This is a genomic window from Candidatus Fokinia cryptica (genome assembly GCF_034359305.1).
Lineage (GTDB): Bacteria > Pseudomonadota > Alphaproteobacteria > Rickettsiales > Midichloriaceae > Fokinia > Fokinia crypta.
Window position 1 is genome coordinate 165,464 of sequence record NZ_CP110343.1, and the last position, 22,021, is coordinate 187,484.

The following is a 22,021-nucleotide window of genomic DNA, read 5'->3' on the forward strand; positions in this document are numbered from 1 at the left end:
AGTATATGAAAAAAATTTTAAATACGCTCATCAATAAATTGTGTGGTGTTGTCTCATTCTTTGGCAACAAGAAATGTGATAAACAAAGAATTTTGGATGGAATGAAAAATATTGCTTCTGATAAGAAAAGTCCTATCGATGCTGATGCTGTTCAAGATGTACAAATCCAAAAGATTTTGTCCCAATTCGGAATTGGTGCTCCTAAAAATTCTCATGGATATAAAAAGATGCTCAAAGATGGGTGGCATTCTATTTGTTTTTTTATTTCTGAAATTGTAGCTTTTCTTAAAGGTGAAGGTGGGGCGGAGCCGATATTACAGGGCAAAATAGATCAAAGTCTGAAAGGTGCAGTTAAAAAGCCAGTAAAGTTCGTAATGTTAGCACTAGCAACATTTTTTGTAATATTCGTATTATGGGCTGGTTTCGCTCCTATCGATAGTGCCGTAATTGCTAGGGGAGTATTAGTTCTAGAAAATAATAGAAAAAGCATCCAGCATCCAGAAGGTGGAGTTATAAAAACAATATTCGTGAAAGATGGGGATATAGTAAAGAAAGGCGATCCTATAGTTCAATTAGAAGGAGCTAGTGTTGTTTCAGACATGCAAGCTACTCTTTCTACTTTGAGATTTCATATAGCTGCTGAGATACGTTTGCTTGCTGAGTTGAATAAATACAAGAAACCTGACTTTAATAATGTGGAATTGGATATTAAAGATCCAGAAGTAAAAGATATCATTGCTACTCAGACTCAAGTTTTTAATGCGAGGAAGGAAGATGTACAAGAGAAACTTGCTCTCTTTGCAAGTGAAAAGAAGAGAAAATTAGATGAATTAAAAGAGTACGAAAAACAGCTTGAGGTTAGCTCTAAAACTCTGAAAATAGAGGAGGAAAAATTATCTGATGTGGAAAAGTTATCGGAGTCTAAAATATTGTCAAAGTTCCAATTAAGTGATGCTCAAAGAGTTTATAATGAGTATCTAAATGCCGTAAGTAAGTTACGTGGAGCGGTTGCCGTCACTAGAGAAGAGGTAAAAAATAGTGATGTGAGAGTTGCGAGTTACTTAAAAGATATAGTGTCTAAAATTTCCGATGAGTATAAGCAAAATCATCTCGAGCTTTTGCAACTAAGGAGCAGATATTTACAAGCTTTAGATCGTTTTCAGAGGTTAACTATTAGAGCTCCAGAAAGTGGATTGGTTACTGGCCTTAGATATCATACCGAAGGTGGCGTTATATCGCATAATGATAATACCATTGCTAGTATTATCAATCCTAACGATGAGATAATTGTAGAAGCTTATGTAATGCCTCAAGATTTAATTAGAGTTCAAGAGGGAATGAAAGCTAAAGTGCAACTTGAAGCAGAAAAACAACGCCTAGTGCCAAAATTACCAGCTGAAGTTTTTTATGTTTCAGCTGATAGACAAGAAAGACCGCCAACTTCTCAAACTCTTCCACCTGAGTTTTATTTAGTAAAATTGAGAATACTTGGTGAAAAAGTAGAATTCTTAGGTAGCGATGTTGAACTCAGACCAGGAAAGCCAGTAAGTGTATACATAAGTAAGGGAGCGACTACCATGGCTAGATATTTCCTTGGAGCAGTGTTAGATAGTATGAATAGAGCTATTGTAAGATAAGTTTTTGTTTATCGTGCTTGCGTATTCATAAAGAAAGAAGAAGATAATTTTTCTATATGATTTTAGTAAAGGAAATTCAGCTATCTAAATTTAGCAATATTTACGCATCTTCTTACTTATTGGTACTTTTATACTTCATATTTATGCTATAGACCTTCACGCATTACTTAAATTTTTTCATTTTACTCAACATCGTACGCTAATTGACGAGTAGAGGTTTATTGAGAACTATCTGTAATGTATTGGAAGCGTATAGGAAGAGCATATGATTTTGTGTTGAAAAATAACAATATTAATCCCACAAAATATCTTGAAATTCTTTGATTTAAAGAAATGTGTTGTTGAACCGAGTAGTAGTGTAGATACAGAAGATATCATAAAATTTTATTAGAACTTTATGGAGTTTCAGAAGTTGTTACGAGGTACACTCGAAGATAAGAGTTTTTTTTACGATGTTAAAATGTCTTCACATACTTAATTTGTAGAAATCACAGGTATGATATTCATGAGCTACGTTCAGTAATTTGCAACAGAGAATTTTAATAGCTACTCCAAAGAACGTAGATACAAGTTATTTCTGTAAAGTTGCACTTTCGAAAAAAAAATACATCACCACACACACTAATAACGACTATCTTAGAAGTAAGCAAAACATGAGAGCAGCAAAACTACTAAAGTTGGGTTCTTTAGAGAGAATTACCAACTCGCTTTTCTTACACCAGGTAATAACCCTTTGGTAGCTAAATCTCTTAAGCATATTCTTGAAAGCATAAAATGCCTATACACTCCTCTTCCTCTTCCTGTAAGTGCACAACGCATACGAACTCTAGTACTACTACCATCTCTAGGTAAAGAGTTTAACTTGATTTGAGCTTTAAATCTCTCTTCAATTGGTCTATTCATATCTCTTACGACATCTTTAAGCTCTTTTCTTACTTTAGAATACTTAGCGACTATCTTTTTGCGCTTTTCATTTCTTGCTATTACACTTTGCTTTGCCATTAAACTGCTATTGTATTATCTCAACGTTCACTATGTAGGATGATACCAAAAAACTCACGAAAAACTAGTAAAAATTTCACTACCGCACGGAAAAATTAATAGCTTAAAGTTGAGATCATGCAAAAATCTAACAACTTTAAGAACTGTAATTATAAACGCTTTATGAAGTTATTTAATAATTAATTTGCATTATTGCATTTTATTGAAATAGGAGTAACTCTTAACACATTATTTTCGTCAAAACCTATTATTTTTAGTGTTAAGCTCGCTCCTATCATTGCAGTTGTATCAAAATCTTTCGTATCTCCTAACACATCTTGCATATTAGCTATATCAATATGTACAGAAAATTCTCCTGCTACTTCTGCTTCTAACGATGAAGTTCTAACTTTCGTAACTATACCACTTACTGATTCTTGTTTTTGTAGTGACTCGATAATAGGGTTAATTTCCTCTCTTTCTTTACCTATTGCTCTAATACTACATGTAATTTTTTCTTGTTGAGCATCTGTTTTAAGAACAAGGCATTGTAGCTTCATGTCAGCGGCATAATTCTTAATTTTTTCCTGAGCATTTTTCCAAGCTATTTCTAGTACCGGTATAAGCAGTATAAGAGATGTGTTCTGTTCTGGTACAACAAAAAGACCAAATTCTTCTGATACGTTCTTTACAACGACGTTCAAAGTAGTACCGACTGGAGTTTGTGCTATGAAATCTACCCAAGGATTTGGCTCACATTGTTTTTTGCTAAGGCTTATTTTTCTCTCCTCGATATTAAATTCCAAGATCATAACCTCTATTACATCTCCTACCTGTATCGACTTGTTTGCTGTCATAACTTTTTGAGTCCAGCTAATTTCTGAGGAATGCACCAATCCACAAATACCAAGAGCAGGTTCGATATCTACGAATATACCATAATTCACTATTCTTGTTACTACACCTTTATGCTTTGTTTTTACCTGATACTTATCCTTTACGTCATACCAAGGATTTTTCTGCATTTGCTTCAAGCCTAATGATATTCTCTTAGTATTTGGATCATAACTGATAATCATTGCTTCTATTTCCTGACCAACATCAAGTACTGCAGATGGGTGTGGCACTTTTTGCCATGAGATATCGGTAATATAGAGAAGACCATCCACTGGGCCGAGGTCAATAAAAGCTCCATAGTCGGTAACATTTTTCACAACACCTTTTACTATAGAGCCTACTTGAATACTTTTCAGATATTCGTCACGATACTCATTTCTTGTTTCCTCTATGCAAGCTCTTCTCGAGATTACAAGGTTACCATGTGTATCATCCATTTTGATTATTTTTACCAATATATCACCTTCGAGCAATATTTCTTCCTTAATAGGTCTAACATCGACTTGGCTACCTGGTAAAAAAGCTATTAAATCACCGAATTCATTGCTTCCGTTAGATTCTCCTTCAACAAAAGGTCCCAACAACTTTACAGCAAAACCACCCTTTACCTTACCTATCACTGCACCTCTGACTGCAGATTGAGATTTGAATGATTCTTCTATTTTTTTCCAGCCGTCTTCTAGCATCGCTTTTTCTCTACTGAGCAGAGTTACTCCTCCAGCTTTTCCTCCATCTATATTTTCGACATATACGTGTACTTGATGTCCTATCTTCAGTTCGGATGTATTCTTAAATTCTGAGAGTAATACTCTACCTTCACTTTTACCTCCTATATCTATCGTAGCGAATTCTTTATCTAAACTTACCACTACTCCATTAGCGAAACCACCTTGCAAAGAGGATGAAGTAGATTCTCCAAGCAGTTCTTCAAAATCCTCATGAATTTGGATGTCAGGCTCATTGTTCTGGTTCTTCTTATTATGAGAAGGATTATTATTGTGCATACGAAAGATTTCTTTGTTAACAGAAATACGGCTACTTTTTTGAGTGCGAAACCAGACTATGAGCGAAAAGAAGAGGTTTTAAGCAATATAAATGTCGTTAAAAATTCCACAACCTCTTCTATGCTTGCAGCTCCTGAATCTACTACAATCGCATCTCCGCTTACAGATAACGGATCGAGAAATCTCGTTGCATCGTCCGTGTCTCTATTTTCCATTTGCCGTAATACCGACTCATATATAGAGGAGAATTTTGAATTTTTCAACTGTTTTAGTCTTCTTTTAGCTCTCTCTGAAATATGTGCTGTAATAAAGATTTTACACAAGCAATTATTACCTGCTACTAATGCTGCATCTCTTCCTTCTAAGAGGATGAATTTATAGTGGGTTTTACAACTTTGAATTGTATCGAGCTGTATTTTTGTTGCTAACTTTCTGATTGAACTGTATGTCGCAATTTTAGACGCTACTCTTGATATATGAGGAGTATAAAGTTGCAAATCAGATACTTTAGAAGTGTGAAAAACTCCATCTCGCATAATCTCTGATACGATGTTATCGCATTCTACTTCTAGATTAGCATCAAATAAATCGTCTATTTTTATTTTTTCACAAAGAAGTACGGCTAATTTTCTATACACACTACCGGAATTTATGTGATGTCCATTTAATTTTTCAGCTAATGTAGAAGTGATAGTTCCTTTTCCAGATGCAGCAGGACCATCAATAGCTATAATATTCATGCTATATTAATTTTTATGCTTAGTTACAACTAATTAGTGGTATAAATTTAGAATTAATTAGTGATATAAACTTAGAATTCATAAAAATACCATAGTAAGGTAACCAATTACGTGATATACCGAAATTAATTATAGATCTTATCTATTCAGTAGTAACTACACAACAATTTATATACTACCATTAATGAAAGCCTTTAAGAAAGTATTTATACTTGGTCTATCCATTACCGGATGCTCAATACTGGAGCATGTATTGCGTTATTTTAGTGATACTGTTCAGATATTTTGTGTAGACGACTTTATATCTAAGGAAGAGTTCGTCAGAAGAGTAGTATCGCATTGTAGTTTAGAAGAGAGAATTATTTTTTTAAACTCGGTTCAAGCATCGAACATAGTAGAAAATATGGTGCAAGGTGAAACGGATGAAGTAATCGTTTTTTGTAGTCCAGGAATACCAATGAATAATACCTTAGTAACAGCTTGTAAGGCTCATGGTATAACTTTATCATGCGATTTCGATTTGTTATATGCGACTTTACTTGAAAATGGCATTAGTTTTCATGATGGTGATGATATCGCAGTATTTATTACTGGTACTGTAGGTAAATCTACAACTGCTTCTGGAATAGCATCAGAATTAAAACGAGAAGAAAACGGTCAAAACTTAGCAGTCATACTTTCCGGAAATATCGGAATACCCGTTTTATCGATATATGATGATATTATTGTTGCTAAAAGGCTTCAAAAGAAAGTGGTATGTATTTTCGAATTATCCTCTGCTCAGCTTGAACTATTAAATGAATTTGTTCCTACAATCAGCGTATGTCTGACGGTTTGCGTGGATCATTTAGATCGATATAATTCGATGGAGGAATACTTGTACTACAAAAGTAAAATATTTTGCCACTCAAAAAAGTATAAACCAATTCACAATATACTGTGTGTAGATTCTGAATATTCACAATATATTTTGGAGAATGTTAAAAAATTCTACAACACAAAAAGTGTTGCTCTTGGCTATAAAGATAGAGCAAATGAGTGGAGTGAGCTAAGTACAATGTATGAAGGAAGTGAATTTATACCTTTTTCAACAAAAGATATTTCTAGAGGAGTGACTTTTTCTAAAGGAATACTTAATGTGAATTTAGAAAATCACAATTGCTACAAGATTGAAACTGGGGAAATAGCGGTCATACCTGAAGAAAATATTGGCATAATAGCTCTTCTTACATTTTTAATTGTTGGTATACCAAATATGCAGATGGATTTGCAAACATTACCACACTGCTTGGAGCGATGCTATTCAAAAGCACCAAAATATGAATCAGTGAAATTTATTAATAATAGTAAAGCCACAAAGCAAGCAGCGGTAGAGTATTCATTATCTTTATATAAGAATGTGCTGTTAATTATAGGTGGAAAATCTAAAGGGGAAAAACTTACCGAAATCCTTCCGAAATTTCACAATATTAATGCAATTTTTCTTATAGGAGAAACTACCGATAGATTTGCATATGAGATAGAAATGTCCGCTACATTGCTCAAGTATTATAAGTGCTATACCTTAGATGTAGCAATGAGAAGTATAAAAAATGTTTTAGATGAAAGCGTTATGGAAGATTATACAGTGTTGCTGTCACCTATGTGTAGTTCATTGGATCAATGGAAAAATTTTCAGGAAAGAGGAATGTTTTTCAAAAATTTCATAATTGATCATTATTAACTTATACCGTAGAATCAACACAGGAATAGTGATTGTTACGGAATGTGGCTTTTTATTATTTACTACTAGAAATTCTTCTTTCTCTCATAGTAGGAAGAGGTATCTCAAATGCTGATGTTGGAGCTCAAAAAGATAAATTTATATTTTCGATATACGGAGCTGCTTCTGATAGCTCTTCAATGAGAGTCAACTATACCGAAGGTGTTTATAAAAAATCTTCTAATGTGATTTCTGATCCATCTCCACGTATTGGTCTGCAGATTGGAAGTCTTTTTAGTGAAAATAAACATGTTGGTATCGATGCATCATATCTTCATACTACCTATAAATGTTCTAATTTTTCCATATCTCAAGATTCTATAGCACTGGAAGGATATGGTATAGGTTGTTTTGAGCTAAAGAATAAATATTATCTTTTGTTAGGTTGTTCTGGTGGACTTGAATACAATATTTTTCAGCAACAAAGCAGTGGCTCTTGGAATGATACGATTGCACTACAGTTTGGAGGTGGAAAGATGTTCGATCGAATGAGGATAGAGCTTTTTATAAAAGCTAGAAGAACAAATTTTAATGATGTAATTTTCAAAGCACAAAACTCAAACAGTAATCGGATTTATCAAGATAATGTGGTGATACCAGAATCTGTCACTCACATAAATGATATTCCAAAATATGATACAAGTAGTCATGTCGTTTATGGTAAGCCGACTTTATATTTATTGACTTATCAAGAGGAAGCTAGTGTAGCAATTATAGATTTACGGCCAAATAGTGGTGCTATAGAATACGGATTACGTATAAGTTCAACTTTCTGATTATATGAGATTTCAGCGTATTTTATCTAATAAGTATGGAAGGTTTGGAGAAGAACTTGTTAGTGAGGTATTATCTAAGCGAAATCATACGAAGGTTGCTAGTAGATATAAGACTCCTTATGGAGAGATTGATATCATTACTATATGTAATGACAGTTTAATATTTAGCGAAGTCAAGGCACGAAGCGTTTATAAAGAGGAATTTAGTGGGCAAGAATTTATAGTAATGAGCAATGTATCATTCGATGCATTTGAAAAAATTTTTTCCAGAAAACAAATGCAAAGAATGATAGATGCAGCAAGCTTTTTCAATGCACAAAATCAACAGTTCTCGAGTTATAATCAGAGATTCGACTTATACCTTGTAAAAGGTAAAAGGATAATCGAACACTTCGAAAATATATCGATGCAATAATTTATCTATTAAGTGCATCATAAATGATACTACCTCTGTAATATGTAGATTTGGGGTTATTGTTACTTGTCTCATCTACCGACAAAGACTCACACTTCAGGTGCGGAATAATGATTTGCTGTCTATCTCCTTGAGTGAGTACTTTCCAAGATATGTATGTCAGTCTACAAAGCACTATAATAGAAGCTAGTAAAATTACTTTTCTCAGGTAAAGCATATTGTGTTATTTAAACATACTATCTAGCATTATTTCATATAAGAATTTAGTAAATTTGTGAGGTGTGTATATTGGTTCATCTTGCATTAGACATGCAGATGTAAATAATGCCTCTATCATATTATTAAGTTTCTCAATATCTTCGTTTCTTTTTAGTCTTATTATCATTTCGTCTATTAATGGATGAGACTGATTGATTTCTAATATTTTTGTAGAGCGTTTAGATAGCTGTCCTTGCTCAATTAAAAGTTTTTCCATTTTAGAGTTCATCCCCCCTCTAGGAATAGATAAGCACACAGGACTTTCTTCTAATTTCTGCGATATTACGACATCCTTTATCCGTTCTTTTAGAATTTCCTTCATATGATCTGCTAATTTTTGTACGTCCGCCTTAGACTCTAAATGCTCTTTAGTGGTTTCATCTTGCTTATTATTCTTATCTTCGAGTGATATATCAGCATTTAATACTGATTGAAAATCCTTACCTTGATACGATGAAACGACCGTTGTCCAAAAATCATCTACTACATCGTTCAGGAGGAGAACTTCTATTCCTTTTTTCTTAAATAGTTCAAGTTGTGGATTTTGCATCAATTCCTCCAAATTTTTTCCGGTAATGTAAAAAATCTCATTTTGTCCTTCTTGCATATTTCGTATATACTCATCTAGTGAAACTAGCTTTTGTGGAGACTTAGTTGTGTAAAATCTACTGATTGCGAGAATAGCGTTTCTTTCACTCTCCAACATATATTGTTCGCATAGTCCTTCTTTTATTATTTCTCCAAATAAACTCCAAAATTTTTGACTTTTCTCTTCTTCTACAACCATTTTATTGATTTCTTCTAGTACTTTTTTCACTATTGCGCGAGATATTTTTGCATATCCGTCATCAAGTTGAATTGATTCACGATTTATATTAAGTGGAAGACTTTCAGTGTCTATTATACCACACAAAAATCTAAGATATGGAGGTATGATACTTAGTTCACGATCACCAATAAAAACTCTTTTTACATATAATTTTACTCCTTTAGCTTTCCTCTCATGATCAAATAAATTTAATGGTTTTATACTCGGTATAAAGATAAGAGCTTTATACTCTACTCCACCTTCAGCGATCCAGTGTATGGTATTCATAGGAGAATCTGGAAGATAGGAAAGTTTTTTATAAAATTCATGATATTCTTCTTCGGTAATGCTCTTTTTATCTCTTAGCCATAGTGCGATACCGCTATTTACCGGTGTTTTTTGATCAGCGGAGACGTAATATATTTTAAAAGGGATATGTTCAGAGTAAGTTTTAATTATATCTATAAATTTATATTCATTTAATGTTACTGATGCATCGCTTTTTAGTTTTAGTCTTACTATAGTACCATTCGTTTTTGTTTCGTCGCTTTTTTCTATTGTGAATTCTTCTACTCCATCTGATTTCCAGATAAAGGTTTCATTACTACCAAATTTTGTAGATGTAACCGTAACTTCATCTGATATCATAAAACTAGCATAGAACCCTACTCCAAATTGACCGATTTGACTATTTACCATTTCTTTAGAATGTTCTTGTACGAATCTTTGAGTACCAGATCTTGCTACTATACCTAAATTTTGTTCCATTTCTTCTGCTGTCATTCCGATACCATTATCAGATATTTCAACTATTCCTTCTTTGTCATCAAATTTTACTATTATCTCATACTCTTCTTCAGTTGAGCTAATACTAGCATCTTGTACGTTGGACTGTAGAGTGTATCTTAGCTTATCACAAGCGTCTGAAGCATTTGAAATTAGTTCTCGTATTGCGACGTAATCACCTTGTTTAGTGTAAACCGAATGTATCATCATATGAAGAAGTTTTGTAGCTTCTGCACCGAATTTAGATTTTTTAATCGTTGACATATCATGAAGTGAAAAAATTTTACCTAACTAATAAGAATTTATGTTTAGATATTAAAAATCCAAATTTCTATCTTGAGTGTACGTTAATTCTCTAAACAGCATAAGCAAAAATGATGCGAGTGGTATTGCTAACAGTATTCCTACTATATTTCCACATTTTGCAAATATAAGTACAGAGAATACGGTAATAATAGGATGTAAATCGAGCTTCATTCCTACTATATTTCTCAAAAATATAAAATTCAAAATTGAATATCCTACGAAAAAAAGTGCTAGTCCTAAGATTTCGCTTCCGATTCCGAATTTTGCCGTAGCTACTATAAAGATACAAGAGTACGTTAAAATTCCTCCAATATATGGAATATAATTAGAGATAGCGGCAATTATTGATAATTTTAGTGCATTACTTACATCGAAGATGATGAGAGTAGTATAAGTGATAGAGCCATGAATTAAAGATAAAAGAGTATATAAAGCCAAATATCTTATTAAAATCATACGACCATTACTTCCAATTTTTTCTAAAAGAGTGATTTTTTCTGGAGAAAATAGTTTTAATGTTAGTAATTTGTATGTATTTGCCTCCTTCATAACATAGTACGAGGTAAATGGAACGATAGAAATAAATAATCCGAACGACATAGCATTTACCCAAGATATCTGAAATATATCGTATATAAATTTTGTATAATGTCCTATGTTGAGGTTTGATACCACTTTGTCAAAGTGAACGTTATCCATGATGGCATTTTCAATAATAGATTTGATATCGCCAAGGTATGATGTGAAATGTATATCTTTGCTAGTAAGTGCATTGTGTATTATGCTAATGCCTGTCATTATTCCCCAGATAATTACACTCCAGAAGAATAATATTATGACCGTTCCTAGTGTGGCCGATATCAAAGCTGCTGTACTTTTACTGCGTAATCGCCTTGCGAGTGATAAATAAAATGGAAGTATGATGTATCCAAGTATGCCTCCGTATACGAATGGTTTTGTTATATCATTTACAAGACCTACGCATATAATTAGTATTGCAATAATTAAGTATACATTTTCTTTTTGTTTGTTTTTCATATCTTGACTTCTAAATCCTCATTTTATACTCTGAGTGCGATATTTGTAAGTTATCAACATGTAATTATGAAGTATTTTACCGGCATTGCCAAATGTTTTTTATGTTGCATACTTACTTTTAAAAGTGTTTTTGCAGTTGAGGTTGCAGAATTGAGGATAGGTACCGAGGGCATGTATCCTCCTTTCGAGTTTTACAAAGACGGGGAGCTTACTGGATTTGATGTAGATTTAGGTAACTTAGTTGCTCAGCAACTTGGTGTAAAGCCGGTATTTGTGGATATGACATTTAATAGTCTTTTTCCAGCTGTCAATATAGGTAAAATTGATGTGGCAATTGCTACAATATCAGCTTCGGAAGCTAAAAAGAAGAATTTTGCTTTTTCAGATCCTTATTACGAAGATACGATAGGAATGCTATATATCAACGATAAGATTACCAAAAAAGAGGATCTTTCAGGGAAGATTATAGGTATTCAGTTCGGTACTACTGGTAATACTGCTTGGATCAATCAGAACTGTAAAGAGCCAAAAATAGTTTATATGGACAATAATAATATGTTGGTAGAAGCTCTCAAAGCTAAGCGTCTTGATGTGGTAATCGTTGATGTGCCACAAGCTAAATATTTTGCGAAGAATAATAAATTGAAGTGGAAACTTTTAGGTTCTATATCTGACGGCTACAGAATAGTTATGAAGAAAGATTCTAAACTACTTCCTAAAGTAAATGACGCATTAAAAACGCTTACTAACAATGGAGAGATTGGAAAGCTCAAAAAGAAATGGGGCTTATAACCCAATTCTTAATGATTGACTGATCTAGTGCTTTATATTCCATGCCGCTTCGTTGTGTTGGTGGTTTAAGACAATACGCTGTATTGGGTAGCTTATATACATTTCATCGCTCTACATGGAAGTTATGCATAGTAATTACTGTGAAATGATAATATAAATTAGTATTTCATTTTGGAAAAGATTACACTACTTTTGCATTTTGTGTTTTAAATTCATCATTAAATATGCAGACCCATTCCGTAGAATTGACTAATAGTATCAAAGCAATATTTGATATAATATATGACAAAATTAAAGATTCAGAGTATAAAATTGATGTATTTTGGATTTTCTCAGAATCTCCTCTTTCCGGCCCTCCTCATCTTTTATGGGGGGCACCTAGCTCTGATGCTTCATTTCTGAAGATCAGATATATTATAGAAAGTGGAGAAGATGCAAAACAACTTGTGATGAAGATTGCTAGAGAGTACTTTGAAAAAAGTGTAAAGCAACAAGTGATTGAATCGCAAATTCAAGAGCAACATGAAATATCGATGCTTACCACACAATTATCGAATATTTCTCTTGCGAGTCATGTGCTCCCCGAATATGCAGATCGTGCTAATGCAATTGAAATTGTGAAGCGTGAAACGAAAAAGATATGTGATACCTATATGGATAGTAATATAGTGTATGGCATACATTCTATTATATCTTCAGAGCATGGCAGGAATAACTTTGGTGAAGACTTATCTTCTGTTGTGAATAGGCTTTATCTTCATGGAATACATGAAGCTGATACTATGAATTCTATCATGAGCATACTGCATGTTCTAGAATTTCATAGCACTCTAAGAGGGTTTGTTTTAGATTGTATGCTAGGTTATCATTACAACACTCCTATTCAAGATCCAGATCATCCAGAGCCTCAAGAGCAACAAGCTCCTGGATCTGATGATTTATCGTGTTCTCACGATAGCATTCCTGGGGATTTGGAAACAAATTATCCTGAACAGATGGAAGATATGTGAAGTACTGGAATAGTTATTTCTTATTTTATTTTTCTGGTTAATTAGGAAATTTGAGTTTTTTTGAAGAGCTTTTATGCTGATATGGACGATATAGGAGACAGAGATGATAATATGGCGAATGCTAGAATGTTAATAAAGTATGAAGATGAGGCGTCGCTGCTGCTTCATCTTCAATACTAATTCATATCAACTCTGTATTGTGCTTTTAGCTCCTCTTGAGTAGTACATTTCCCATAAGTGAGAATAATATCCATTTTTCGCTATTAGCTGGTCATGAGTGCCATCCTCAACAATCGCACCTTCATTAAATACCAGTATCCGATCTATGTGCTGTAATGTGGAAATTTTATGAGCTATCATGATTACAGTTTTATTTTTCATTAATATCTTTAATGCTTCTTGAATTTTCTTATCAGTTGTGGAATCAAGAGATGATGTGCACTCGTCCATGATTAGAATTGGTGCATTCTGTATCAGCGTTCTTGCTATACCTATTCTTTGTTTTTGTCCACCTGATATAGAAAATCCCTTTTCTCCAATTATGGAGTCATATCCATTTTCTAAAGAGGTAATGAATTCGTGACACTGACTCAATTTAGCACTTTCCACTACCTTATCAAACGGTATGTTGTGATTGCAGTATGCTATGTTATCGCGGATACTTCTATTAAATAGCATGATTTCTTGGGGCATTATACTGATTAATCTACTCAATTCCCTAGGCGAATATTCTTCGATTTTTTTATTTCCTATTAAAATATCTCCATTATGTTTTTTATAAAAGCCAATAATGAGGTTTACGAAGCTCGTTTTTCCACTTCCAGATGTACCTACTAATCCTACTCTTTCTCCTTGTTTGATTGTTACTGATAAATCAGAAAACAGCACTTTGTTATCAGGATACCCAAACGTCACTTTATCAAATATTAAGTTATAATCGTTTTGAGGTTGATGAGGTATATCACTTTCTGGAGAAAGAAATTCTCCATGAGTACTATATAAAACTACGTGTTCTACTAGTACGTCCTCACGTACATTCTCTGTTACGACGTTAATACTCTGTTTTGCTCGACCTGCTTCTAAAAGTGTGTAAGTGATTTCATCCGCAACAAACCACATCGTACTCATTATATTCATACTATTTTGCACAATAAATATCACATCTCCTGTTGATATTACGTCTGCAGTCCACATTTTTGCAGCTACAAAAAAGAGAAAGCTAATGCTGACAATGCTAATGCTTCCTAGGCATAATTTTACTAATTCTATATTGACTAATGAATATCTACTGGCTCTCATTTCTTCTCCTTGTATCTTACTTATATATCTCATTTCATGATGTTGCTTTGAAAGTGCTCTAATTATGAAATTATTCATTATTGTATCAAGAATAGCTGCTTGAACTTTGCTTCGCTTCTGAGAGGCAATTTGTGTTAATTTTACAGAACGTTGAGAAAGTACTATCATTACTACGATATATATTGAAAGCCATCCAATGAACATAGATGAGAGTACTGGATGTACGTCAAACAAAAATAGTGATGACAATACGATCGATATTATGACAGGTACGAATAGATTTGTAATGTTATCAAATATCATATAGAGGCTTCGTGGTAAGTCATCTATCCGGTAACTGAATGCATTGAGTTTTTGTCTATCAAGAAAATGCTCGTGTTCATGCTTTAGTACACTTTTAAGACATGAGAGCCTGATATCTGTTTCAAATTTTGGAATGAAGTGAGCTGATGTAAGACCTTTTGTTCTACTTATAATTTCTAATATTATCCAAAAACCTATCCCTATTCCTAAACTTTGAAAGAAAATGCGCGTATCATGCGTTTTATCGGAAATATCATTTAATATATCGACCAATTTCCCAGTAATATATGGTAGCACAACATTATGAGATAGATTGCATAGTATGCCGGTTCCTAATATAAGGAGTGCACTAAAAAAATGTCTTCTAAGAAAAAATTGCAAAAACCCTAATACAGTTTTTGGAAGTGGAATATTGTTATGTATAGTCATTCACATATTCTATTTAAGTGTATGAGAGCAAAAAGCCTCTTGGATGCAGACCATCAAGAGTATATCATAAATTTAGATAGTGAAAGCTGAATTCTCTACAGAAATTTTATGAATATTGAGATTAATAAAGTGGTATCGTGCACTAAGAAGATAGAATTTGATGCTGCTCATAGGATTGTCAATCATCAAGGAGCATGTAGAATGTTACACGGACATCGTTATGTTGCAGAAATAACTTTTTCGAAATTTCTTGAGGATTTTGATGATCATGATATGGTAATTGATTTTATTATCATAAAGCAGAAGTTGGATAGTTGGATAAAACAATACTGGGATCATAATACTATACTTTCAAAGCAAGATAAAAATTTAGGCGATTCTATTGAAAAATGTACTTCCCAAACAGTTTTTTATTTGGAGAAGCAACCTACTGCTGAGAATATGGCGATATTTTTGATGTATAATATTACTCCAAAGTTATTCGAAGAGTACAATGTGAAGTGTACTAGATTAAAATTGAGAGAGACTCCTTCTTCATTTGTAGAAGTTACCGCTTAGGTTAGCATATTTCGGTGATAATAACCGGAAGTAACGAGTTTCGTGCTAGCACACCAAGGAAACGAAAAATCTTCTATTTTGGTGGTGGAGGCAAACGGATTCGAACCGATGACCCTCTGCTTGCAAAGCAGATGCTCTACCAACTGAGCTATGCCCCCATCCGAAATTTGGAGCAGGCGAAGGGAATCGAACCCTCGACTTCAACCTTGGCAAGGTTGCGCTCTACCACTGAGCTACGCCTGCATTTTCATGAGATATATACCTGAAGATATCAAAAGTTACAATAAACACAAGAGAAAAACTAAAGGTATTACTATATAAGATGATCTTTTGTTATCTTAGTCAAATTAGCATTAAAGTGAAATGGAAGTAAAAAAATATCAAAAATTCATTCTATGAAGTTGTTTGATGCCTCATATCATATTTTTGATATATTTAAAGCTAGTGCTTTTCGTTTGCTTTTACAGATATCATGATGTACAATATGTTGGTTCATGGCATTTGTACCCCTGCAAATTGTCTCATCTGTAATGTTTGTTTAAATTCAAAACGTGAACGATATCCAACAAAGTGTTTACATGATCATAGCGGAAAAATCAGGCTTCTCCGTTGAGAAAATGAATGATGAGCTTAATCTAAAGGAAGAGATAAAGGTCGATAGCCTTACCTCTGTAGAGCTTGTTATGGCTCTGGAAGAAAAATTCAGGATCGAAATTTCTGATGAATCTATGCAAAAAGTTGAGACTGTCGGTGATGTTATAAAGATAGTTGAAGCTCTAGTAGCGGAGACAAGAAAGTAGTACACATTAATTTTCTCAATATAAGTCAATGCGTCACAGGATTGGTCATAGGAAATTCGGTAGAAATTGCGGTCATCGTACTTCTATGTTTAGAAATCTCCTTAAGTCTCTTATTATTCATGAAAAGATAGTTACAACCGTTGCTAAAGCTAAAGATGTAAGGCCTATGGTGGAGAAGTTGGTAACGAAATCCAGAATGGAGTCATTACATACTAGGCGATACGCTATATCTCTTTTAGGTGGTAATTGTACAGCGGTGAATAAGTTATTTACCCTTGGGGTTAAGTATAATTCTAGAAGTGGTGGATATACTAGAATCGTAAAGATTGGATACAGAAAAGGAGATTCAGCACCGTTAGCAGCTATTTCTTTTGTTTAGGCTTGTTAGCAGGTTACTAATTTTGGTGGAGCGTCATGCGAAAGCGTCGTTTTAAGTCGGATTTGCTATTTATTGATCAAATACCTTCTCTTAAATAAAGCTATTTCCTGTGTAATAATAGAGTGCAGTGAGCATATATTGCGTCTTCTGTAAAGATGCCGGTATTTTCGGTAGTGGTAGCTTTGATTGCGACGTCATTTTGTGAGATAAAAGTAAGACGTGCTATATGCTTTTTCATATCTTTTACATGAGATTGAATTTGCGGATGATCTGCTATGATCGATATGTCGATATTACTAATATTGTATCTTTTTTTCTTCATAAGCGTTACTGCGTGTTGTACGAAAATTTCAGATTTAGCATTTTTCCATTTTACATCATCGTTTAAAAATTTAGTGCCGATATCTGTTTCTCCTATTGCTCCTAGTATTGCGTCTGTAATTGCGTGCAATACAACATCTCCATCAGAATGGGCTATAATCTTATACATGCATTTAAGCATTGTACCTCCGATTGAGATCGTTTCATATTTTTCAGACTTTTTTAGTCTATGCACATCTATACCTGTTCCTACCCTAAAGACGTTATAATTTTTCGAATAATGTTTCGTATATTCTTCTGTCGCTATATGTTTTCTTGCCTTTTCTAATTGTTCAGGAAAGGTGATCTTAAAATTATTTAATTCTCCTTCTACCTTCAGTATCTTATAATTAGTTTTATGATGTTTATTAAAATAGTAGAGTAATCCAATATCGTCTATTTTTGCTTCATCTGGCATTTCATTTAGTTTTTGATAAACATTTTCTATTACTGGGAATTTAAAAATTTGAGGAGTTTGTATTGTATAATATTCTTCTCTTTTTCGCGATGATTCCTCTCCACTATGTAGTCTGATTGCATCCACAATTGGTAAAATTGGTTCTATAGCATCGTATTCGCTGTTGGAAGCTAAATATTGTAGCCAAGTGTTTACTGATTTGTGATTAAATAAAGGTCTTACAGAGTCATGTATTGCAACTATCAATTTACTCAATTTCTCTTCAGTATTCTTAACATGCTTTATTTGATATATTTCTCTTATTTTATTGATCGCATTCATTACAGAAAGTGCTCTAGTATTTCCACCACGTACTATTACAAGGTCTTTTTTGGATGCTTTGCGATATTTTGCTATAAGTTTATTATCTTGTATAAATGGTTCATTAAGAACTAATACAATGTATTTCAATGGTAATAACTGGAATTTTGATATAGTATGCTCCACCACGTCGCTACTGCGGTATAGCTTATGAAATTGCTTTGGTGTAACTTCATCGGAAAATCTTGCACCTTTCCCAGCTGCAAGTATTATACCTATATTATGCATTGAATCTTTAAGAGTGATTTAGCTCTTCAAAAATAGATAAAAGCTCAATTCTTGTCATACTTTCTGCTCTTTTACTAAGATCGATGCCCTTGACGCTGAGTGAATGCATGAGAATATCATAATTATGCAGAGATTTTAGCACATTTCTTATACTTTTTCTTCTATTATGGAATAGTATTTTTCCAAATTTTATTAAAGATTCATAATCATATTTTACGTTTGGTATTGGTTCCATATATATCAAGGATGATTGTACTTTAGGTGGTGGAGAGAATACATCTGGGGAGAGTTCAAGTAATATTTCTGTTCTACATAATGTATTAATTACAAAGCTTAAAAAATTATTGCAAGTTTTGTTTTCTTGGCATATTAGAGCACCTACTTCTTTTTGTATTAGTATGGTAAAACTCTTAAATGTATTAGCAATTTTAAGCCATTTCCAAATAAGAGCTGTAGCAATATTATATGGTAAATTACCAATAATAGTGATTTTCTCTTCAATATATTCAGGCAATACCTCATGCATTATAGAACGTTCATCTATCTTAAGTGCATCGCCATGTATAACATTAATATTGTTATATAAAGAAGCAACTTTGCTAAGATGTGGAATGAGATTTGAGTCTTTTTCTAAACATATAAGAAATTTAGGCTTACCGATTTTCATTATAGATTGTGTTAACATTCCATATCCACCACCTATCTCCATCACTACGCAATTTGCGATGTGATTAGCATGTAATACTATTTTATCGGTAATGTTAGAATTTGTTATGAAATGCTGGCCTAATCCTTTTATCGGTTTATATTGAATTTCTTTCATGACGATAATCTAAATATGAAAAGCAGTCTTCATCATACTCTTATATTTAGCAAATGTTCTTGCTTTTGCGAGCCCTCTATCAATTTGAAGATAATATTCTTCTTTATTTATAGTGTTTTTTGAAAGAGATAAAAATAGATTATAAAGAATTGCACCAAGAATCAGTCTTTTAGTATAGAAATTTATATCGCTAGATACATCATAAATTTTACGCCATATAATATCTGCTTGATTATAACATATAGCCATGGTACTGATCTTGCGCTCAATTTTTGTAGCGTAACAAAGTATTGGCAACCTCCGTTCTTCTAGAGAGATATATCTATCACATAGTGCATATAATGCAGATTTTACATTCTCTGTTATACTATTAGATTCTGGTGTCCAATCTTCTAAATGTTCAGCTACTAAATACAATAACAGAAATTCCGTATAGCTCGAAATTGTACTATCAGTAAAGTAAAATGCTAACCATTTTGCATCCATCGTGCTCCATATACACTCTAATATATCTTCATTCCATCCGATTTTAGTGGAAATTTCGAGACTTCTATGTATTAGCTCGTTTCCAGCTGAGCGATATCTCTTTATAAGAAAATCATACATCTCATTCAAAAATGTTTATTATCCAGTGTACTGATGATACAATACAGATTGTTTGCTGGCTGAAGCACTTTTTGCAATAAATAACAAAGTAGATTTAGAAATGTCATATGTCAATCAATTGGTAAGTATTGAAAGCACTCCAAATCCAGAAGCTAAAAAATTTATTTTTCAATCTGAATTAGTAGGAGGTTCTATTTCGTATATGTTTGATAGATCTCATACTCAGAGGTCTTATACTTCTAATCTTGCAAGTTTTATTTTGAAGAATAATGCGATCTCAGATGTAATGATAGCTAGTAACTTTATCGTAGTTACAAAAGTTAAAAGTTCTGAATGGGAATCTTTACAGAAAGAATTATCATATTTGTTTGTAGAGTATTTTTGTAATTCTCAAGAAGAGGTAGTGATTAGTTCTAATGACAAAGAAGAGAACTGTGTTGATGATGAAATTTCCAATCAAATTAAAAAGCTTTTGAATGAGTTTGTTAAACCAGCGGTTGCTCAGGATGGTGGTGATATAGTTTTTGTAAAGTTTGAGGAAGGAAAGGTGTATGTCAAAATGACAGGTGCATGTAATGGATGTCCAAGTTCTACTTATACTTTGAAAAATGGAGTAGAAGTAATGTTACAACATTATATTCCTGAGGTAATAGAAGTAATTGCTGTTTAATTTAGTAATTAACAATATGAGCGATATACAGAAAAAAATAGAAAATATGATCAACGCGAATGATATTGTGCTTTTTATGAAAGGTACTGCATCTATTCCTATGTGTGGCTTCTCTGGTACAGCAGTTGCGATTCTGAATCGTTTGAATGTGAAATTTTTAGATGTTGATGTGTTATCAGATGATGATATTAGAAGTGGTATCAAAACGTACTCGGAGTGGCCAACAATTCCTCAATTATATATCAAACAACAATTTATAGGAGGTTCTGATATAATGAAGATAATGTACGAAAATGGAGAACTTGAGTTGCTATTAAAAAAGCATTTGCTTATATGATAAGTGATAATCTCAATTATAATAATGCAAATTTTGTGTGTGGTACCACTAGCGTTAATTATGCATTAAAGCAGATTCAATATCCCGAAATTGCGATATGGGGGCGATCAAATGTTGGTAAGTCTAGTATAATTAATGCTCTTACTGAACGTAGAGGATTGTGCAGAAGATCTATGAAACCAGGTTGTACAATGCAGCTTAATTATTTTTTGATTGATAATAAGTTGATGATTGTTGATATGCCAGGATATGGTTTTGCCAAACGCAGCAAGAGTGATATTCGTAAAAACCATAATATTTCAAGAAATTACATAACGAGTAGTACATCTCTTAAAGCATTATTGCTATTGGTGGATGTGAGGCATGGATGTAAAGAGAGTGATATAGAGATGATTAAATTTTTATGTGAGAATGGGAGGAATTTTCTCATAGTATTCACAAAAGCTGATAAAGTTTCATTTGTACATGCAGCTTCGTATTTATCTAGTACCTTCCCAAATATTCTTGCTGATAATTTCTTAGATTCATCGATCGCTGAATCTGCGATCATCACAAGTAGTAAACTTGGCACAAATATATCTATGCTGAAAAAGCTAATAACTGAGGCTATTTAGTTTTTTTTTCAATATCAATACTTACTCCTTCGCCTATTTTTGGATTAACGAGCTTTACAGAACTTTGTGCTATGTACTGTTTCCACATGCTTTGTTTTTTCACAGTATCTTTATTATTGTTTGTAAGACATAGTAAAACTGCTCCAGTTGTCCCTATAAGTAACATTATTCCTATCAATATGACATATTGATAATGTGTTTCATAAAATGCAATTCCTATTTCTAATGCTTTAAACACTTTCGGTGAATTTTGTAATTCGGTCTCTTGCTCAAGTAAGTATACATTTAAGCATACTAATGGTATCACTCCAAAAAATGGTAATAGTGCTATCTTTGATTTTTTATACTCTTCATCTTCTTGTGACATTCCAACTATTGCAAATAAGAAAAGTATAGCTATTGCTCCTACATATACTATGAGTAGTGTGAAAGCCAAATATTCCGCACCCATCATTATATATAAAAGTGATGTACCTATAAATGCCAGTATCATACTAAGTACGCTATAAATAAGCCTTGATGAAAGGATAGTGCATGCTAGGCATAGGACGATAGCGGAAGATATGCAGACGAAAAGAAAGTCAGCAGAAAATATCATTAGTACCACTATTATGAATTCGAGATTAT

Annotated in this window: 22 protein-coding genes and 2 tRNA genes; 12 read left to right on the top strand and 12 right to left on the bottom strand. The window is 33.1% G+C overall.

Annotation, left to right across the window (positions count from 1 at the left end; genetic code table 11):
• Nucleotides 1-5: 5 nt before the first annotated feature.
• Complete coding sequence (locus Fokcrypt_RS00805) at nt 6-1,637, top strand: HlyD family type I secretion periplasmic adaptor subunit (protein WP_323722313.1); 1,632 nt, start codon at nt 6-8, stop codon at nt 1,635-1,637.
• A gap of 696 nt (nt 1,638-2,333) precedes the next feature.
• On the opposite strand, the gene rpsN is transcribed toward Fokcrypt_RS00805, so the two are convergent.
• The 3 genes from rpsN to cmk all read right to left on the bottom strand — a co-directional run bounded on the left by rpsN (nt 2,334) and on the right by cmk (nt 5,259).
• On the bottom strand, nt 2,334-2,639 hold the full coding sequence (gene rpsN, locus Fokcrypt_RS00810) for a 30S ribosomal protein S14 (protein WP_323722314.1): 306 nt from the start codon (nt 2,637-2,639) through the stop codon (nt 2,334-2,336).
• Between the two features lie 179 nt (nt 2,640-2,818).
• Nucleotides 2,819-4,519 (bottom strand): S1 RNA-binding domain-containing protein, encoded by a 1,701-nt coding sequence (locus Fokcrypt_RS00815; RefSeq protein WP_323722315.1) that lies wholly within the window; start codon nt 4,517-4,519, stop codon nt 2,819-2,821.
• A 56-nt stretch (nt 4,520-4,575) separates the two neighbouring features.
• Entirely contained in the window at nt 4,576-5,259 is a 684-nt protein-coding gene (gene cmk / locus Fokcrypt_RS00820) for a (d)CMP kinase (RefSeq protein WP_323722316.1), read from the bottom strand.
• Between the two features lie 184 nt (nt 5,260-5,443).
• On the opposite strand from cmk, the gene Fokcrypt_RS00825 reads away from it, so the two are divergent.
• From Fokcrypt_RS00825 to Fokcrypt_RS00835, 3 genes are read left to right on the top strand one after another with little or no spacing between them, the layout of a single operon-like run.
• Complete coding sequence (locus Fokcrypt_RS00825) at nt 5,444-6,982, top strand: Mur ligase family protein (RefSeq protein WP_323722317.1); 1,539 nt, start codon at nt 5,444-5,446, stop codon at nt 6,980-6,982.
• A gap of 44 nt (nt 6,983-7,026) precedes the next feature.
• The gene (locus tag Fokcrypt_RS00830) at nt 7,027-7,797 is read left to right on the top strand and encodes a hypothetical protein (protein WP_323722318.1); all 771 of its coding nucleotides are present in this window, start codon (nt 7,027-7,029) and stop codon (nt 7,795-7,797) included.
• 4 nt (nt 7,798-7,801) lie between these two features.
• Nucleotides 7,802-8,212, top strand: coding sequence for a YraN family protein (locus Fokcrypt_RS00835; protein ID WP_323722319.1), 411 nt, complete (start codon nt 7,802-7,804; stop codon nt 8,210-8,212).
• A 223-nt stretch (nt 8,213-8,435) separates the two neighbouring features.
• On the opposite strand, the gene htpG is transcribed toward Fokcrypt_RS00835, so the two are convergent.
• Nucleotides 8,436-10,328, bottom strand: coding sequence for a molecular chaperone HtpG (htpG, locus tag Fokcrypt_RS00840; protein ID WP_323722320.1), 1,893 nt, complete (start codon nt 10,326-10,328; stop codon nt 8,436-8,438).
• 51 nt (nt 10,329-10,379) lie between these two features.
• Nucleotides 10,380-11,408 carry an AI-2E family transporter gene (locus Fokcrypt_RS00845; RefSeq protein ID WP_323722321.1) on the bottom strand — a complete coding sequence of 343 codons (1,029 nt, stop codon included), beginning with the start codon at nt 11,406-11,408 and terminating at the stop codon, nt 10,380-10,382.
• Nucleotides 11,409-11,474: 66 nt separating this feature from the next.
• Here Fokcrypt_RS00845 and Fokcrypt_RS00850 point away from each other — a divergent pair, with 66 nt between their 5' ends.
• On the top strand, nt 11,475-12,200 hold the full coding sequence (locus tag Fokcrypt_RS00850) for an ABC transporter substrate-binding protein (RefSeq protein WP_323722322.1): 726 nt from the start codon (nt 11,475-11,477) through the stop codon (nt 12,198-12,200).
• Nucleotides 12,201-12,424: 224 nt separating this feature from the next.
• On the top strand, nt 12,425-13,210 hold the full coding sequence (locus Fokcrypt_RS00855; protein WP_323722323.1) for a hypothetical protein: 786 nt from the start codon (nt 12,425-12,427) through the stop codon (nt 13,208-13,210).
• 186 nt (nt 13,211-13,396) lie between these two features.
• Here the strand turns inward: Fokcrypt_RS00855 and Fokcrypt_RS00860 are convergent, their stop codons facing one another.
• Nucleotides 13,397-15,241, bottom strand: coding sequence for an ABC transporter ATP-binding protein (locus Fokcrypt_RS00860; RefSeq protein ID WP_323722324.1), 1,845 nt, complete (start codon nt 15,239-15,241; stop codon nt 13,397-13,399).
• A 108-nt stretch (nt 15,242-15,349) separates the two neighbouring features.
• Here Fokcrypt_RS00860 and Fokcrypt_RS00865 point away from each other — a divergent pair, with 108 nt between their 5' ends.
• Complete coding sequence (locus Fokcrypt_RS00865) at nt 15,350-15,799, top strand: 6-pyruvoyl trahydropterin synthase family protein (protein WP_323722325.1); 450 nt, start codon at nt 15,350-15,352, stop codon at nt 15,797-15,799.
• A gap of 82 nt (nt 15,800-15,881) precedes the next feature.
• Here Fokcrypt_RS00865 and Fokcrypt_RS00870 read toward each other — a convergent pair.
• Both Fokcrypt_RS00870 and Fokcrypt_RS00875 read right to left on the bottom strand, forming a co-directional pair.
• Nucleotides 15,882-15,957 (bottom strand) — tRNA-Ala (locus Fokcrypt_RS00870).
• A 10-nt stretch (nt 15,958-15,967) separates the two neighbouring features.
• Nucleotides 15,968-16,042: transfer RNA gene (locus Fokcrypt_RS00875), tRNA-Gly, on the bottom strand.
• 308 nt (nt 16,043-16,350) lie between these two features.
• On the opposite strand from Fokcrypt_RS00875, the gene Fokcrypt_RS00880 reads away from it, so the two are divergent.
• Nucleotides 16,351-16,599 (top strand): acyl carrier protein, encoded by a 249-nt coding sequence (locus Fokcrypt_RS00880; protein ID WP_323722326.1) that lies wholly within the window; start codon nt 16,351-16,353, stop codon nt 16,597-16,599.
• Between the two features lie 28 nt (nt 16,600-16,627).
• Nucleotides 16,628-16,978: a 50S ribosomal protein L17 gene (gene rplQ, locus Fokcrypt_RS00885; protein ID WP_323722327.1), complete on the top strand. Its 351-nt coding sequence runs from the start codon at nt 16,628-16,630 to the stop codon at nt 16,976-16,978.
• A 100-nt stretch (nt 16,979-17,078) separates the two neighbouring features.
• Here rplQ and ispF read toward each other — a convergent pair whose 3' ends face one another.
• The 3 genes from ispF to Fokcrypt_RS00900 are packed head-to-tail and all read right to left on the bottom strand — an operon-like array spanning nt 17,079 to nt 19,773.
• Nucleotides 17,079-18,344: a 2-C-methyl-D-erythritol 2,4-cyclodiphosphate synthase gene (gene ispF, locus Fokcrypt_RS00890; RefSeq protein ID WP_323722328.1), complete on the bottom strand. Its 1,266-nt coding sequence runs from the start codon at nt 18,342-18,344 to the stop codon at nt 17,079-17,081.
• A gap of 7 nt (nt 18,345-18,351) precedes the next feature.
• Complete coding sequence (rsmA, locus tag Fokcrypt_RS00895; protein ID WP_323722329.1) at nt 18,352-19,167, bottom strand: 16S rRNA (adenine(1518)-N(6)/adenine(1519)-N(6))-dimethyltransferase RsmA; 816 nt, start codon at nt 19,165-19,167, stop codon at nt 18,352-18,354.
• A gap of 9 nt (nt 19,168-19,176) precedes the next feature.
• The gene (locus Fokcrypt_RS00900) at nt 19,177-19,773 is read right to left on the bottom strand and encodes a hypothetical protein (RefSeq protein ID WP_323722330.1); all 597 of its coding nucleotides are present in this window, start codon (nt 19,771-19,773) and stop codon (nt 19,177-19,179) included.
• 52 nt (nt 19,774-19,825) lie between these two features.
• Here Fokcrypt_RS00900 and Fokcrypt_RS00905 point away from each other — a divergent pair, with 52 nt between their 5' ends.
• From Fokcrypt_RS00905 to yihA, 3 genes are read left to right on the top strand one after another with little or no spacing between them, the layout of a single operon-like run.
• Nucleotides 19,826-20,443 carry a NifU family protein gene (locus tag Fokcrypt_RS00905; protein ID WP_323722331.1) on the top strand — a complete coding sequence of 206 codons (618 nt, stop codon included), beginning with the start codon at nt 19,826-19,828 and terminating at the stop codon, nt 20,441-20,443.
• A 16-nt stretch (nt 20,444-20,459) separates the two neighbouring features.
• Nucleotides 20,460-20,780, top strand: coding sequence for a Grx4 family monothiol glutaredoxin (gene grxD / locus Fokcrypt_RS00910; RefSeq protein ID WP_323722332.1), 321 nt, complete (start codon nt 20,460-20,462; stop codon nt 20,778-20,780).
• Entirely contained in the window at nt 20,777-21,394 is a 618-nt protein-coding gene (gene yihA / locus Fokcrypt_RS00915; RefSeq protein ID WP_323722333.1) for a ribosome biogenesis GTP-binding protein YihA/YsxC, read from the top strand. Before grxD ends, yihA begins: the two co-directional genes overlap by 4 nt.
• On the opposite strand, the gene Fokcrypt_RS00920 is transcribed toward yihA, so the two are convergent.
• Nucleotides 21,387-21,992: an NADH-quinone oxidoreductase subunit J family protein gene (locus Fokcrypt_RS00920; protein ID WP_323722516.1), complete on the bottom strand. Its 606-nt coding sequence runs from the start codon at nt 21,990-21,992 to the stop codon at nt 21,387-21,389. The genes yihA and Fokcrypt_RS00920 overlap by 8 nt on opposite strands.
• Between the last annotated feature and the right edge of the window lie 29 nt (nt 21,993-22,021).

Coding starts and splice junctions, on each gene's coding strand:
- Fokcrypt_RS00865 (WP_323722325.1), top strand. CDS start 15,350: ATGAATATTGAGATTAATAAAGTGGTATCGTGCACTAAGAAGATAGAA.
- cmk (WP_323722316.1), bottom strand. CDS start 5,259: ATGAATATTATAGCTATTGATGGTCCTGCTGCATCTGGAAAAGGAACT.
- yihA (WP_323722333.1), top strand. CDS start 20,777: ATGATAAGTGATAATCTCAATTATAATAATGCAAATTTTGTGTGTGGT.
- Fokcrypt_RS00860 (WP_323722324.1), bottom strand. CDS start 15,241: ATGACTATACATAACAATATTCCACTTCCAAAAACTGTATTAGGGTTT.
- grxD (WP_323722332.1), top strand. CDS start 20,460: ATGAGCGATATACAGAAAAAAATAGAAAATATGATCAACGCGAATGAT.
- rplQ (WP_323722327.1), top strand. CDS start 16,628: ATGCGTCACAGGATTGGTCATAGGAAATTCGGTAGAAATTGCGGTCAT.
- rpsN (WP_323722314.1), bottom strand. CDS start 2,639: ATGGCAAAGCAAAGTGTAATAGCAAGAAATGAAAAGCGCAAAAAGATA.
- Fokcrypt_RS00850 (WP_323722322.1), top strand. CDS start 11,475: ATGAAGTATTTTACCGGCATTGCCAAATGTTTTTTATGTTGCATACTT.
- htpG (WP_323722320.1), bottom strand. CDS start 10,328: ATGTCAACGATTAAAAAATCTAAATTCGGTGCAGAAGCTACAAAACTT.
- Fokcrypt_RS00835 (WP_323722319.1), top strand. CDS start 7,802: ATGAGATTTCAGCGTATTTTATCTAATAAGTATGGAAGGTTTGGAGAA.
- Fokcrypt_RS00920 (WP_323722516.1), bottom strand. CDS start 21,992: ATGATATTTTCTGCTGACTTTCTTTTCGTCTGCATATCTTCCGCTATC.
- Fokcrypt_RS00900 (WP_323722330.1), bottom strand. CDS start 19,773: ATGTATGATTTTCTTATAAAGAGATATCGCTCAGCTGGAAACGAGCTA.
- rsmA (WP_323722329.1), bottom strand. CDS start 19,167: ATGAAAGAAATTCAATATAAACCGATAAAAGGATTAGGCCAGCATTTC.
- Fokcrypt_RS00805 (WP_323722313.1), top strand. CDS start 6: ATGAAAAAAATTTTAAATACGCTCATCAATAAATTGTGTGGTGTTGTC.
- ispF (WP_323722328.1), bottom strand. CDS start 18,344: ATGCATAATATAGGTATAATACTTGCAGCTGGGAAAGGTGCAAGATTT.
- Fokcrypt_RS00825 (WP_323722317.1), top strand. CDS start 5,444: ATGAAAGCCTTTAAGAAAGTATTTATACTTGGTCTATCCATTACCGGA.
- Fokcrypt_RS00815 (WP_323722315.1), bottom strand. CDS start 4,519: ATGCACAATAATAATCCTTCTCATAATAAGAAGAACCAGAACAATGAG.
- Fokcrypt_RS00855 (WP_323722323.1), top strand. CDS start 12,425: ATGCAGACCCATTCCGTAGAATTGACTAATAGTATCAAAGCAATATTT.
- Fokcrypt_RS00845 (WP_323722321.1), bottom strand. CDS start 11,408: ATGAAAAACAAACAAAAAGAAAATGTATACTTAATTATTGCAATACTA.